The organism is Streptomyces sp. NPDC048142 (assembly GCF_043202835.1).
GTDB lineage: Bacteria > Actinomycetota > Actinomycetes > Streptomycetales > Streptomycetaceae > Streptomyces.
Genome location: NZ_JBIDBC010000046.1, coordinates 1 through 13518 on the forward strand (window position 1 = coordinate 1; position 13518 = coordinate 13518).

General features: G+C 73.4%; 12 protein-coding genes. 4 read left to right on the forward strand and 8 right to left on the reverse strand.

Features of this window, described 5'->3' with window-relative positions; genetic code table 11:
* Nucleotides 1-186: 186 nt before the first annotated feature.
* The 3 genes from ACGF2Y_RS33975 to ACGF2Y_RS33985 all read left to right on the forward strand — a co-directional run bounded on the left by ACGF2Y_RS33975 (nucleotide 187) and on the right by ACGF2Y_RS33985 (nucleotide 2992).
* Nucleotides 187-954 (forward strand): enoyl-CoA hydratase/isomerase family protein, encoded by a 768-nt coding sequence (locus ACGF2Y_RS33975; protein ID WP_392955391.1) that lies wholly within the window; start codon nucleotides 187-189, stop codon nucleotides 952-954.
* A 274-nt stretch (nucleotides 955-1228) separates the two neighbouring features.
* A complete protein-coding gene (locus ACGF2Y_RS33980) occupies nucleotides 1229-1744 on the forward strand; it encodes an ATP-binding protein (RefSeq protein ID WP_392955456.1) in 516 nt (171 codons plus the stop codon).
* A gap of 372 nt (nucleotides 1745-2116) precedes the next feature.
* Nucleotides 2117-2992 (forward strand): polysaccharide deacetylase family protein, encoded by an 876-nt coding sequence (locus ACGF2Y_RS33985; protein ID WP_392955393.1) that lies wholly within the window; start codon nucleotides 2117-2119, stop codon nucleotides 2990-2992.
* Nucleotides 2993-3070: 78 nt separating this feature from the next.
* Here the strand turns inward: ACGF2Y_RS33985 and ACGF2Y_RS33990 are convergent, their stop codons facing one another.
* The 4 genes from ACGF2Y_RS33990 to ACGF2Y_RS34005 all read right to left on the reverse strand — a co-directional run bounded on the left by ACGF2Y_RS33990 (nucleotide 3071) and on the right by ACGF2Y_RS34005 (nucleotide 9297).
* On the reverse strand, nucleotides 3071-4561 hold the full coding sequence (locus tag ACGF2Y_RS33990) for a carboxylesterase/lipase family protein (protein ID WP_392955395.1): 1491 nt from the start codon (nucleotides 4559-4561) through the stop codon (nucleotides 3071-3073).
* A 42-nt stretch (nucleotides 4562-4603) separates the two neighbouring features.
* Nucleotides 4604-6892 carry a peptidoglycan recognition protein gene (locus ACGF2Y_RS33995; RefSeq protein WP_392955397.1) on the reverse strand — a complete coding sequence of 763 codons (2289 nt, stop codon included), beginning with the start codon at nucleotides 6890-6892 and terminating at the stop codon, nucleotides 4604-4606.
* A 202-nt stretch (nucleotides 6893-7094) separates the two neighbouring features.
* The gene (locus ACGF2Y_RS34000; RefSeq protein WP_392955399.1) at nucleotides 7095-8072 is read right to left on the reverse strand and encodes a terpene synthase family protein; all 978 of its coding nucleotides are present in this window, start codon (nucleotides 8070-8072) and stop codon (nucleotides 7095-7097) included.
* A gap of 505 nt (nucleotides 8073-8577) precedes the next feature.
* Nucleotides 8578-9297, reverse strand: coding sequence for an NADase-type glycan-binding domain-containing protein (locus ACGF2Y_RS34005; protein ID WP_392955401.1), 720 nt, complete (start codon nucleotides 9295-9297; stop codon nucleotides 8578-8580).
* Nucleotides 9298-9328: 31 nt separating this feature from the next.
* On the opposite strand from ACGF2Y_RS34005, the gene ACGF2Y_RS34010 reads away from it, so the two are divergent.
* The gene (locus ACGF2Y_RS34010) at nucleotides 9329-9628 is read left to right on the forward strand and encodes a hypothetical protein (RefSeq protein WP_392955403.1); all 300 of its coding nucleotides are present in this window, start codon (nucleotides 9329-9331) and stop codon (nucleotides 9626-9628) included.
* A gap of 555 nt (nucleotides 9629-10183) precedes the next feature.
* Here the strand turns inward: ACGF2Y_RS34010 and ACGF2Y_RS34015 are convergent.
* Genes ACGF2Y_RS34015 through ACGF2Y_RS34030 form a run of 4 tightly spaced genes read right to left on the reverse strand, consistent with a single transcriptional unit; the run spans nucleotide 10184 to nucleotide 13471 of the window.
* Nucleotides 10184-10759 carry a phage tail protein I gene (locus ACGF2Y_RS34015; RefSeq protein ID WP_392955405.1) on the reverse strand — a complete coding sequence of 192 codons (576 nt, stop codon included), beginning with the start codon at nucleotides 10757-10759 and terminating at the stop codon, nucleotides 10184-10186.
* Complete coding sequence (locus tag ACGF2Y_RS34020; protein ID WP_392955407.1) at nucleotides 10756-12717, reverse strand: putative baseplate assembly protein; 1962 nt, start codon at nucleotides 12715-12717, stop codon at nucleotides 10756-10758. Before ACGF2Y_RS34020 ends, ACGF2Y_RS34015 begins: the two co-directional genes overlap by 4 nt.
* On the reverse strand, nucleotides 12717-13157 hold the full coding sequence (locus ACGF2Y_RS34025) for a GPW/gp25 family protein (RefSeq protein ID WP_392955409.1): 441 nt from the start codon (nucleotides 13155-13157) through the stop codon (nucleotides 12717-12719). The genes ACGF2Y_RS34020 and ACGF2Y_RS34025 overlap by 1 nt, the downstream gene beginning before the upstream one ends.
* Complete coding sequence (locus tag ACGF2Y_RS34030; RefSeq protein ID WP_392955411.1) at nucleotides 13154-13471, reverse strand: PAAR domain-containing protein; 318 nt, start codon at nucleotides 13469-13471, stop codon at nucleotides 13154-13156. Before ACGF2Y_RS34030 ends, ACGF2Y_RS34025 begins: the two co-directional genes overlap by 4 nt.
* Between the last annotated feature and the right edge of the window lie 47 nt (nucleotides 13472-13518).

Here is a 13518-nt window from a genome sequence, read left to right on the forward strand (position 1 = left end):
TTAAAATTATACCCTCCCTTAAATCCGCCAACACGGGTTTTAAATGGTTGGGGGTGTTTTTTAATATTTTGTAGGCCCCCCCCCCCCCCCCCCCCCCCGGGGGCCCGGGGCCCCCCCCCCCCGCCCCCGGCCCCGCCGGCGTCGTGCGCCCGCCAGGGGTTGCGGGAGAGCCCTTAACCTCTTCGCATGACTGTGAGCCTTGAAGTACGTGACAACGTCGGTACGGTCCGGCTGGACCGGCCGCCCATGAACGCCCTGGACGTCGCGGTCCAGGACCGGCTGCGGGAGCTGGCCGAGGAGGCGACCCGGCGCGACGACGTGCGCGCCGTCATCCTCTACGGCGGCGAGAAGGTGTTCGCGGCGGGCGCGGACATCAAGGAGATGCAGGCGATGGACCACACGGCGATGGTGCTGCGGTCCAAGGGCCTCCAGGACGCCTTCACCGCCGTCGCCCGCATCCCGAAGCCGGTCGTCGCAGCCGTCACCGGCTACGCGCTCGGCGGCGGCTGCGAGCTGGCGCTCTGCGCCGACTTCCGGATCGCGGCGGACGACGCCAGGTTCGGCCAGCCGGAGATCCTCCTCGGACTGATCCCGGGCGCGGGCGGCACCCAGCGGCTCGCCCGGCTGATCGGCCCCTCCCGGGCCAAGGACCTCATCTTCACCGGCCGCATGGTCAAGGCGGAGGAGGCCCTGACGCTGGGCCTGGTCGACCGGGTGGTCCCGGCCGCCGAGGTCTACGAGCAGGCGCACGCCTGGGCCGCCAAGCTGGCCAAGGGCCCCGCGCTGGCGCTGCGCGCGGCCAAGGAGGCGGTGGACGCCGGACTGGAGACGGACCTCGACACCGGGCTCACCATCGAGCGGAACTGGTTCTCCGGCCTGTTCGCCACCGAGGACCGCGAGCGGGGCATGCGCAGCTTCGTGGAGGAGGGGCCGGGCAAGGCCACCTTCGGCTGACCCGTAGTCAGAACGGGTGGCCCGGTAGTCGGGTCGGGCGGTCCCGCGCGGGGAGTTCATCCGTCAGAGCGGATTATCCGGGCCTTAAGGCAACCTTAAGGCCCGGTGCTCCCGTCGCCCGGCCAAGCCTCTGCGGGTGAGGTATCACCGCAGCTCAGCGAGGTTGTTCGGAGTGCTTTTTTGCCAGAGGCATATGCCAAAAGCCTTCTGCGGAATGAGTTGTTCCGGGGTGCGGATTCCCACGGAACGGCCCCGGGGGGCGATCCGTGCGGCCATGATGGTGGGCATGGCGGGCTTGGAGGGTGTGGATCAGCCGCGACCGCGCAGCAGCGCGACCGCGGCACGCTGGACGTCGACCATGGACGACGAACAGGCGTTCAAGGCGGTGGAGTTGTTCGGGAATCCGACCGAGGGGGAAGTCCGGCTGCCGTCCCGCCCGGAGTCGGCGGCGACCGCTCGCCGGCTCACCTCCTGCGTCGTGCTCCGCCAGTGGGCCCTCTCGCCCCAGACCGCGGAGTACGCGGTGCTCCTCGTCTCCGAGCTGGTCGGCAACGCGGTGCGCCACACCGGGGCCCGGGTCTTCGGGTTACGCATGGTGCGCCGCCGGGGCTGGATCCGTATCGAGGTGCGTGACCCCTCGCGCGGACTGCCGTGTCTGATGCCGGTGCGCGAGATGGACGTCAGCGGCCGGGGGCTCTTCCTCGTCAACAAGCTCTCCGACCGCTGGGGCGTGGACCTGCTGCCGCGCGGCAAGACCACCTGGTTCGAGATGCGGATCTCCGACCGCTGATACGCAGAAGCCCCCGGTCGGCCGGGGTGCGGCGCTGCGGGGGCTTCTGTCGGAGGCCGTGACTTGGGGGGTGTGTTCACGGCCGCTCATGACGACCTGGCCCGGGTCAATGGAGGTCGTGGCTCCGACTATGGCAGACGGGCGACCTCGGTGCCAAAGCGTCTTATCGGGATATTTTAGGATCAAACGGGCATTCGCTGGTTAAATCGTAGGTGTGCTCGGTCACTTGCCTGGCATTCAATGCATTCTTATGGTGACGCTTGAATGATTCATTGATCATCCGGCGAACTGCTCAATCGCCCCATTTCGCCCATCGCGCCTCTACTGTGTCCCGGAAATCGGTGGAACCCGTGGAACGCGAGGTGGTCGGGCATGGACGGACACAGGACCCCGATGGGCCGCCGCGACGCGCTGGGGGCCGGGGCCGGGGCGCTGGCCGCCGCCCTCACCGCAGGATGCGCCCGGAGCGACGGGACGGGCGGCGCCGCCGGACCCGTGGCCGTCACCCGCCCGCCCGGCCAGGCCCCCGTTCCCGGAGCCTCCGGCACCCCGGGCCCCACCGCCTCCCCGACCGCCGCACCCGCCCCGCGCCGCTTCCCCGGGCTGCCCGTCCGGATCGCCCACGGCCCCCGCGACCGGCCCCGCGTCGCCCTCACCTTCGACGGGCGGGGCGACCCCGGCCTCGCCCGTACCACACTCGCCCGGTGCGAAGAGGCCGGGGCACGCGTCACGGTGCTCGCGGTCGGCACCTGGCTCGCCGAACACCCCGGCCTGGCCCGCCGGATCCTCGACGGGGGCCACGAGATCGGCAACCACACCGAGCACCACCTGAACCTCGCGGCCCTGGACGAGCGTGCTGCGTACGAGGAGATCGCCGCCTGCGCCCGGCGGCTGCGCCGGCTCACCGGGTCCATCGGCACCTGGTTCCGCCCCTCACCCACCGCGTACGCCTCCCCGCTCGTCCAGCGCCTCGCCCAGCGGGCCGGCTACCCCCATGTCCTCGCCTGCGACGTGGAGTCGCTCGACCACGCGGCCACCCGCGTCGCCGCCGTCACCCGGAAGGTCGCCGGGGAGCTCCGCAACGGATCGGTCGTGGAGCTGAGCCTCGGCCGCCCGGTCACCGTCGACGCGCTGCCGCTGCTCCTCGCCGAGATCGGCCGGCGCGGGCTGCGCGCGGTGACGGCCACGGAGTTGCTGACCCGACCGGCCGCCGGCATCACCAGGACGGCCCGGTCATCCGGCCCCTGAGCCGTGCCGGGCCGGCCGTGATGGACTGGCTGTGGGGGCCGGTCGTGGGGGATCCGGCCCGCAGGGGATCTCGCTCCGCTAGCGGCTCTTCCCGCCTGTGCGGTACGGCTTCCAGCCGCGCAACTCGTCGTCGCGCGGGGCCAGGACCAGCGCCGGGGCCCCGGGGCCGAAGACCGTCACGGGCCGCCGCGCGTCCCAGGACGGCCACCCCGGGTTCCCGTCCGTCGCGAAGTCCACCCACGCCCGGTGCATCGCGTCCGCCAGCTCCTGCGGGGCGTCCGGGCCGGTCAGGGCCATCGTGTCCGGGTGGGCGAGCGTGTCGAAGACGAAGCCCAGCTCCAGCGCGTGACAGGCGCCCAGCCCTTGTACGGGGGTGGGCCAGCCGAACTCGTACACATACGTGGAACCGGGCGCTTCGGTCCGGGCGTCGGCCAGCCGGTTGAGCGGGACCCGCAACAGCAGGTCCGTCGCGAGCGCGCCGAGCAGTTCGCCGGGGGTGGCGTCGGGCCGGTTGGCCCGGTAGACGCGGGCCGTGGTGTCCGGCACCCTGAACTTCAGCAGGGCCAGGCGGAGTCTCAGCCGACTGATCCTCTCGGTCAGGCCGCCGGGCACGAACCAGAGCCGGTACTCCTCGGTGTTCGTCCCCATCAGCAGGTCGATCCCGGCGGACGCGCCCGCGTGCAGCGCCGCCACGGGGTCGTGGGGCAGCAGTTCGCCGTCCACCACGACCTGGAAGGAGTTGCGGCCGGTCAGCGGGTTCCCGCCGCTGGTCACCTCGGTCTGCGCGGTCAGCAGCGCCTCCGGGTCCACGGCGGACAGCGCGGCCGCCGTCGCGGGCACCCCGAGCCGCTTCGCGATCAGCGCGGTCGTCCCGCGCGCGGCGGCCGGGGGCAGTGCGGCGGGCGCCCCGCTCTGGAGCACCGCCCGCCGGAACAGCCCCGCCGACCGGGGCGCGGCCAGCAGGGCGGCGATGCTGATCGCCCCCGCCGACTCCCCGGCCACCGTCACCCGGTCCGGGTCACCGCCGAACGCCGCGATGTTGTCGCGCACCCACTCCAGGGCGGCCAGCTGGTCCAGCAGCCCCCGGTTGGCGGGCGCGTCCGGGAGGACGCCGAAGCCCTCGATGCCCAGGCGGTAGTTGACGGAGACGAGGACCACCCCGTCCCGGGCGAACGCGGACCCGTCGTACACCGGCACCGCCGAGGAGCCGTGCACCAGCGAGCCCCCGTGGATCCACACGAGGACGGGGAGCCCGGTCGGGTCCGGGGCCGGCGACGGCGTCCACACGTTGAGGTTCAGCCAGGCATCGCCCGGGACCGCCGGATCCGGCAGCAGCCGGTCCAGCGGCGGGGGATAGGGCCGTTTGGGGGCCGTCGGACCGTACGCGAGCGCATCGCGCACGCCCTCCCACGGCTCCGGCGGTCCGGGCGCGCGGAACCTTCGCGCCCCCACCGGCGGAGCCGCGTACGGGATGCCGCGGAAGACCGCGACGCCCCGCTCCACCGCACCGCGCACGGTGCCCTGCGCGGTCCTTGCCCGCGGGGCAGCCCCCGCCACGATGTCGGACATGACGCGTGCCTATCCCTCTCGTGGTGCGGTGGTCCGGGCGGGCTACTTCAGGTAGACCAGCCCGTCCGTGGTCAGCGTCGGTCGGCCCTTCGTGCCGACGACCACGATCTTGACCGTGTGCTTGGCGCTGGAGGACCAGGACTTCGTCCAGATCGCCTGCCGGTACTTGGTGGCCGAGGACTTCAGGTCCACCGTTGCGGCCTTCTTCCCGTCGACGTACACGTATGCCTGCCCCGAAGCGGCAGCCCGCGACACCACCCAGGCGGCTGACCGTCCGGTGAACGTCCAGGTCAGGGCGGCGCCCTTGGAGCTGCTGGAGTACGACTTGCCGCCCAGGTAGCTGCCGGAGGACCTCGTCGTCCACTTACCGCTCTTCTTGGCGGCGGACTCCTGGAGGATCACCGGGGTCCGGGAGACCGAGGCGGCGGCCGTGTTGCCCGCGCGGTCGTACGCCGTCATCTTCCAGGCGGTCGTCCTGCCGGGCTTCGCGGTGTGCGAGGCGCTGACCGAGGTCGGACCGTACGTCTTGGCGACGGGGGCGGTGAGCCGGACCTCCTTGAGGGCGGCGGCGTCGGTGGCCTTCCACTTCAGGGTGAGCGGGACGCCGGTGGCGTTCACCGTGCCGGGGCGCAGGGTGAGGGCCGGCTTGGTGGAGAAGACCGGCGGCGCGGTGTCGGCGACCACGGTCGCGACCGGGGACAGCGAGGTCTTCCCCGACCGGTGGGTGGCCCGGACCCGCACCGTGTGCTTGCCGGCGGCGAGGGTGGCCGGGGCCGAGGTGACGTTGCCCTCGACGGCGGCCACCGGCTTTCCGTCGACGAGCAGTTCGTACCCCTTGACGAAGGAGGCGTGGGTGGTCGCCTTCCAGCCGACGGTGATCTTGGACCGGGTGTAGTACGTGGAGCCGGAGGCGTTCGCCCCGGTCACCGAGGTGATGGCGAGACCGGTGACGGGGCCTGCGGCCAGGGCGCGGACGGCGGGCAGCTGGGCGTGAAGACTGCCGCCGGGGCACTGCGTGTTGAACCCGTCCCGGTGTCCGGATATCTGCTGGAAGGGGTAGGCCCGGCCCGCGACGAAGGACGTGCCGGCGAAGTTGCCGCCGTTCGCCCCCGCGGTGAGCTGGACGGAGCCGGCCGGGTCGCCCTTGTACTGGCCGAGCTTCCACGCGGCGATCCGGGCGACCGAGGTGGTGGCGGCGGTGGCGGCCTTCGTGTCGGTGTGCATGCCGATCACGGCGATGCCGGTGGTGTCCCGGTTGAAACCGTAGGTGTGCGCTCCCATCACCGGCCGGTCCACACCGCCCTTGCGGCCCTCGAAGACCGTGCCGCACTTGTCGACGACGAAGTTGTAGCCGAGGTCCTTCCAGCCGTTCGACTTCACGTGGTACGTGTGCAGACCGCGCACGACGGCCGCCGAGTCGGCGCAGGAGTACGCGTTCGTCTGCGCCGTGTGGTGGACGAAGACGGCCTTGACCCGGTCCAGGTAGTCGGGCGACTCACTGCTGAGCGATTCGTCCGCCTTCCAGGCAGCCCGGGAGACGATCGGCGGCTGCGGAACGGTGGACGGCGGTCCGGGCGTCGGCGACGGTGCGGCGGTGGGCGTCGTCGGCGACGCGGACGGCGTCGGGGACGCGGTGCTCGGGCTCGGTGTGGGGCTCGGCGGCGCCGGGGTCTCGGTGGTCGGGGTGGGCGACGGCTCGTCCGCGGGCTCCTCGACCGGCTCCTCCGCAGGCGGGGTGACCGGCGGCTCCTCGCTGGGCGTGGTCTCCGCGGAGGGGGTCTCCTCGACGCTGAACGCGGCCGGTTCGGCGGCGAGCGGAGTGGTGGCGCCGCCCGGGTCGACGGTGTCGAGCCGCAGCCCGTCGGGCAGTCCGGCCCGGGCGCCGTCACCGGCCCGGACGCGGACCTCGACGCCGTCGGAGGGGCCGACCCAGCGGGGTTCGGTGGTGCCTCGGACGCCGGACCTGCCGGCCTCGGTGCGCCCGTCGACCTCGGTGTCCAGCGGCAGCCAGCCCGTCCACTCACCCGTGACGGCGGACCGGGTACGGGCCTCGACACGGCCCGTCACCTGAGCGGCGGGATCGGTCCAGGTGACGCCGAGCAGACTGAACGGTTCGGTGTCGCGCCGCGGGAGCGACGCGGAGCCGCCGTCGGGCGAGGTCTTCAGCGCGGTCCTGTGCGCCTCGGCCTTCACCGGGGCGGACTTGGCGTCCGACGCCCGCCCGTCGCGGTTGGCGTCGGAGGTGCCGGTCACGCCCTGGAACACCAGGACGCCCGCCACGGCCGCCGTGGTGACGGCGGCCGTGGTCCAAACTCTTCGCTGTGCTCTCACGTGTGATTCCCCGGGGACGAAGCCGACTGGAAGGCAGGACGTTCCGGCCGGTCAGTCGCTGACCGGGGGCAGACGTCTCCGTCGGCCCGGCCGGTGGGGCGACCCGGGACATGCTTGCGGGCCTCAGTCTTCCACGGGTCCGGACCGGCTCCCGCCCCACCCCGCCCTGTCGCGTGGGAGCGGCCGTCGCCTGGCGGGCTGTTCAGGCGGCGAAGTACTGGGACAGCGAGTCCCGTTCGTCCAGCTCCACCAGATCCGGACGGGTGTAGCGCTCGGCGCGGGCGTGGTAGTCGTAGTCGCCCCGGACGAGCCCCCGGTAGTCCTGGACGCAGCGCTCCAGGGCCGTCCGGGTCGGGCCGCCGATGCCCGCCGCCTCGATCTCCTCGATCAGCTCCCTTTCCGCCCGCTGCACCCGCTCGGCTATCCGGGCCAGTTGGACTCCGGCCTCGTCGACGGCTTCCTGGAGGGTCGATCCCCGGTCGCGCTGAATGAGCCGTACGGCGTTGTGCTCGTAGCCGAGAGCGGCCTCCTTCTCGAAGGAGCAGATGTCGTTGCAGAGCCCGGAATGGTCGGTGACCGCGTTCCGCAGGGCGATATACGCGGGCAGGCTCCGGGCCGAATCCGGAAGGTCGATTCCGGCGGTGATCTCGTGCAGACAGAGAAAAGGCTGCATGGCGACCGAATCCCGCCGGTGCTTGGCGAATTCGGCCCGGCTCGGCACCTGTCCGGCGGCCCGCTCGACGGCCTCGGCGTAGTACGTCCACAGCCAGGCGGCGGTGTCCCGCCGGAACTGCCGGTTCCACTGCGGCGGCCGCCCGTGGCAGGTCCGCTCCCGCAGCCCGGCGAGCGACCGCTCCATCGGTCCGTTCGGCGCGGCCCCGTCGAAGACGTCCACCAGGCGGGTGATCGCCTTCTCGCACATCAGCGGATCACGTCCGGCCGGGCCGTCGTCGAACTCGTCGTCCACCAGGAAGGCCCAGAAGAGCCATTGACAGAACAGGTCGAGATGTTCCTGCGTGGCCTTCGGGAAGATGAGGGAGATCCACAGCTCCGGGCGGGTCCGGATCATTTTCCTCCGGGACGGCACGGACAGATCGAGCCCCTCGGATTCGGCCCATTCCCAGGCGGCCGCACGGGTTTTTGCCAGGCCTGGATTGCAGCCGGCACTCTGAAACGGCATGTGAAACACCGGCAACGTGATCTGGCTCATTGCTGCCCCTCGTCTGATGAATACGGGCGGACGATGTGAACGGCGCATTCCGGGTTATCCGGCAGGGGGCGGGCCCGTCGGGAAGCGGTGGCCGGGGGCCCGGAGGCCGGGCGGTGGGGCGACCGTACGAGGTGAGAGGGCCATCGCTGTCCTCTCTTTCTCCGCCGGGTGCCGGGGCGGCCGGGACAGGGCCGGTGAGCCGGTGGGTGAGCGCGTCACCATGTGTAATGCCCAGTCAACCCCCTGTGGGAGCCAGAGGGAAGCCATATGTGACCGAAAATGTTTGATCGGCGTGAACTCTCTGACTACTGCAGGGTAGTTGGTCCACTGGTGGGCCCGCCGCAACGGCAGTGACGGGGGTCAGGCAACGGGCGCCGAGTGAACCGGCGAAGCGACGGCGTACGGGCACCGAGTGGACCGGCGGAGCCCACGGCGTACAGGTGTCGAGTGGGCAGGCGGAGTGACCGCGTCCGGCTCAGGTGCGCTTGAAGAACTCGACCTCGCCGACCGCTATCGGCCGGCCCTCGCCCTGGCCGGCCGCCTCCCGCAGCACCAGCCGCACGGAGACGACATCGCTGATTCCCGTCCGTACCGTCTGCTCGCCGGGTTTGTCGTTGAGGGTCACCGCCTCCTCGTGGACCTTGCCGTCCTTCGTGGTGACGACCAGGTCCGCCCGGGTGGGCCGCGCGCCCCGCCGGAACTCCTCGGGCTCCTTCGACACTCCGGTGTGCACCACGACGCCGACCAGCCGGAACGGCGTTTCGAAGGAGCACGTCAGCGACGCGCCGAGCTCGGGCGCGCCCCAGTACTTGTTCGTCAGTCCGTCGACGGCCGCGCCCGCCGGGTGCCCGGGAGCCGCCGCGCTCGCGCTCACCCCGGTGGGGCTGATCTCCGCCGTGCCGCCGAGCTTGTCCCGGACGTCCTCGAAGAGGTAGCGCCCCATCGGGAGGAACAGGAAGCCCGCGAACAGCAGCCCGGCCACGGCCAGGACCAGCAGCGTCCGCCGCAGCGCCCGGCCCGAACCGCCGCGCACCCGGCGGCGGAACGGCCACACCGTGCGCCACCAGGGCAGGGCGGCCGGCTGTTCCCGGTTCCGCAGCGGAGCGGCGCACCGCCGGCAGAACTGCCGCCCCGGCAGGTTCGGCGTGCCGCAGGCCGGGCAGGGCGGACCGTCCGGCGTCTCCTCCTTCGTCACCGGCCGCACGACGGGCCGCCGGGTCACGGGCTTGGCCGGCCGTACCGCCCCGACCGGCTCGTCCGTCTCGTCCGCCGCGTCCCTCCCGGACGCATGGCCGGACGCGCTTCTGGACGCCGGTGCGGACGCCGGGATTCCAGGCAGTACGGGGGCGGGAGCGGGCCGCACCGGAGGCACGGGCGACCGCGCCGGTACGGGCTGCGCCGACGGCGCGGTGGGCTGCGGTGGTACGGGGGTGGGCGCGGGGGGCCGCCGCACGGGCGTGGGTTCCGCCGCAGGCGCGGGGGCCGACCGGGGCGGCTCCGGCGGCTCCGGCGGCTGTTCGGGGTGAGCCGGGGCGGGACGCGGCGGAGCTGCGGGGCGCGCGGGCGGTTCGGGCCGGTCGGAGGACGCCGGTGCGGGCCGGTCCGGAGTCCCGGGGGCGGGACGAGCCGGTGCGTCGGGCCGGTCCGGAGCCGCAGGTGCGGGACGAGCCGGGCGCGGGGAGGGGCCGGAGTCCGGCGCGGGCGGCGTCGGCGGTCGCGGCATCGGCGGCGGCCCGACCGGTTCCGGCTCCGCCGAGGGCCCGGCCTCCGCCACCGGGGCCTGCGCATCGGCCACCGGGGCTTCCGCTTGCGCCACCGGGCCCTGCGCATCGGCTACCGGGGCCTGCGCATCGGCCACCGGGGCTTCCGCTTGCGCCACCGGGCCCTGCGCCTCCGCCACCGGGGCTTCCGCCTCCGCCACCGGGGCTTCCGCCTGCGCCACCGGGGCTTCCGGCTCCGGCTCCGGAGGCCGCGTACGCCGCACGGGCTGGGAGGACCAGCCCAGGTAGCCGCCGCAGTTGCCGCAGAAGTCGTCACTCTCGCCATTGGCCGTACCGCACGCCGGGCACGAACGCATCACGTCAGCCTCCTGTCTGTTCGGGCTCTCCGGGCGGGCCCGGCAGGACCTCCACCCGGCAGGTGAGGTGGACGGGGCACGAGGCCGTGGCGGCCTCCAGGACACGGTGGGCGTCCACCGGGACGCCCTCGCGCACCGGCCAGACCCGGACGAGCAGTTCACCGGTCGGCGGCGGCGGGAGCGCGGTGCCCGGTTCGGCCGACCAGGTGGCGCCCCCGCCGTCCCGGACGTCCGCGTGCACCCCGCAGCAGAGCCGCAGCCGCTCCACGAGACCCCGCCGGGTGCCGCGCCACCGGTGCAGCTCGACGGCGCGCGCGACGACCGCCCGGCGCAGCTCCACCGGCCACGCCGGATCCGTCTCGACGCCCACCCAGGACGCCAGCCAGGGCAGGAAGTCGGCCGGGGCCAGTGTCGGGTCGAAGTAGGCGGGCAGGTTGTCCAGGGTCGACAGGACCGGCGCCAGCACCGTGTCCAGCCCCGCCGTGAACCGCTGCGCCAGGTCGTCGTCCGCGTACAGGGCGGGCAGCAGTTCGCCGATCGGATAACGGCTCGGCAGCCCGGGTATCGCGGCCCGCGTCATACGCCCTCACCGGCCCCGCTCGCGGTGACCACCACCTGGTGCTGGTGCGAGAAGACCAGGGCCCCCGGCGCGACGTCGACACGGTCCACCGCCGCCCCGCGCCGGCCGGTGATCGGGTCCGCCGGGAACAGCCGGACGTCCTCCACCAGACCGGCCCCCTCCACGCTCTGGAGCACGGCGAAGACCTCCCCGTACTGCACGGGCCTGCCGAACGGCCACCCCCGGCCGTCCGCCCCGCCCCGCAACGGGTCGATGTGCCGGAACAGCGCCTCCAGCGCCTCCGCCCGGACCCGGTCCACATCCCCCGGCGCGGCCACCAGCCGGGCGACGACCGTGACGCCCTGGTAGGCGGGCGGCTCCACGACCAGCCGGGTGCCGACCAGCCGCCGTTCGTCGAGCCGGGCGGTGACCGCCGCGAGCACCGGTTCCGAGGGGATCAGCTGCTCGAACCGCAGGTGGCCGTCCTCGTCGGCGACCGCGTCGGGCACCACCAGCACCCGTACCGCGCCGGCCTCGCCCGCCACGGCCGGCAGACACCGCACCCGGCGCAGCGACGGTGCGGCCTGACGGGCGATGACCTCGTAGTCCTCGGCCGTGACCGCCCGCTCCTGCACCCGCAGGATGTTGGGCGCGCGCACCTTCGCGTTCTCCACGGTCTCGCCGTCGACCCCGCCGGTCGCCGCCTCGCGGTTGTGCACGCCCGCGACGTACGGCACCGAACTGCGCAGCACGCAGATCGCGCCCCGGGCGACGTTCCCCGCCGCGCCGCCGCCGGTCCGGTAGCGCGGGACGCGGAGCTGGGCGCCCTTCTCCGGCACCGCGCCGTACGTGCGCATCGTGCCGTCCGGCTCCCGCACCTGTGGCGGGAACGCGAACTCCCCGGAGACGGCGTCGATCCGGACGTGCCGGTCACCGGGCCCCGACGCGCCGAAGTGCTCCACCGGGGTCCAGATCTGCCAGCCCTCGTCCGCCGACACCTGCACCACCGGCGGCTCCCCGTCCAGCAGCAGCGGCGCCCGGCTCACCGAGAACCGTTGCCCGGCGACGCCCTCCGACACCCCGAGGGGCACGTCGACGACGGTCTCCGCGTGCTCCGCGGCCGCCGTGCCGCCGACCGTGAACACCTCGGCCTCCCGGATCGTCGGCGACTCCGAGTAGAACGGCTGGCCCGGCTCCGGAGCGGTGACCCGGCAGCGCAGCCACCCCGCCCGGGTCCCCGCCACGACGGAGGCGGTGTGCCCGGCCGGGACGAACACGACGACCTCGCCGGGCCTGTTCAGCCCGCCGGTGCTGTCGGTGCCGGTCGCACAGGTCACCCAGCGGGCCCCGTCCCACGCCTCCCACACCAGCGGCGGCTGACGCGGGTCGACGCCCACACCCTCCACCCGGCTGTCCAGGCGGACGGCGACGATGCACCGGGGCACGGCCGTCGGCAGCCCGAACAACAGGGCGTCACCGGGCTCCGGCCGGGCCTGGAAGCACGGGATGTCCTTGCCCGCGCCGAGCGGCGCGGTCCGGTCCGTCTGCTCGCCCGACACCGGCGCGGTGACCAGCCTGACCAGCGAACTCGGCACGATCGGCAGGTCGTCGGCGGTGGAGAACACCACCGGCTCCTCGGTTTCCCCGCGCGCGGTCGCCACCTCCGTACCGGCGGGCAGGTACACGGTCTCCGGCTGCGGCGCGGACAGCCAGAAGTCGATCTCGGCCCGCGCCACGGTCGGCGGGAACAGCGTCACGCCCAGCAGGTCGAGGAAGGCCGCGTAGTTCTTGTCCGGCACCCGGTTCAGCCGGTACAGCAGCTGGTCGACCAGATACGCGAACGTCTCGATCAGCGTGACCCCGGGGTCCGACACATTGTGGTCGGTCCACTCGGGGGAGCGCTGCTGGACGTACCGCTTGGCCTCGTCGACGAGCTGCTGGAAACGCCGGTCGTCCAGGTTGGGCGAAGGCAGGGCCATCAGCGCACTCCCGCTTCCTGAGAGGCCTTCGACGACGAACCCTCGGACGACGGGATCGTGTAGAAGGGAAAGACGAGGTTGCGCAGGTCGTTGGTGGCCCGCACGGTGTAGTGCACGTCGATGTAGAGCGTGCCCTCCTCGATGGCGTCGAACGCGATCACCACGTCCGTCACCTCGATGCGCGGCTCCCACCGCTCCAGCGAGGTGCGGACCTCCTGCGCGATCCGCCCGGCCGTCGCCCCGTCACCGGGCGCGAAGACGTAGTCGTGGATGCCGCAGCCGAACTCCGGGCGCATCGGCCGCTCGCCCGGCGCGGTGCCGAGGATCAGGCCGATCGCCTCCTCGATCTCCCGGTCCCGCTCGACCAGCGCGATCCCGCCCGTCGGCCCGACCCGCAGCGGGAAGCCCCAGCCGCGCCCGATGAATCCGCCGCCGCTCACATCGGGCCCCCGATCAGGACGTTCAGCGCGCCGCTGATGACGGGCGCGCCGCAGGTGGTGGTGTCCCGCATCCGGGCGGCGGGCAGCCCGCCGATCAGCACCTGGCCGGTGAGCGCGGCGGCCGGGTTGGGCATGATCACGTTGCCAAGACCGAGCGCGGCGTGCGGCGGGACGACGCACACATGGAGGCTTCCGGCGACGGCCGCCGGCCGGCCGCCGATGAGCACGGTGGCCACGGCCAACGCACCCGGGGGCGGGGTGCCGATGAGACCGCCGTGGGCGGTGCTGTCGCCCGTGCGGGCTGCGGGGGGCATGGCCGGGGTTCTCCTTGCGGTGAAGGGACTTCGGGAAATCGGGGAGA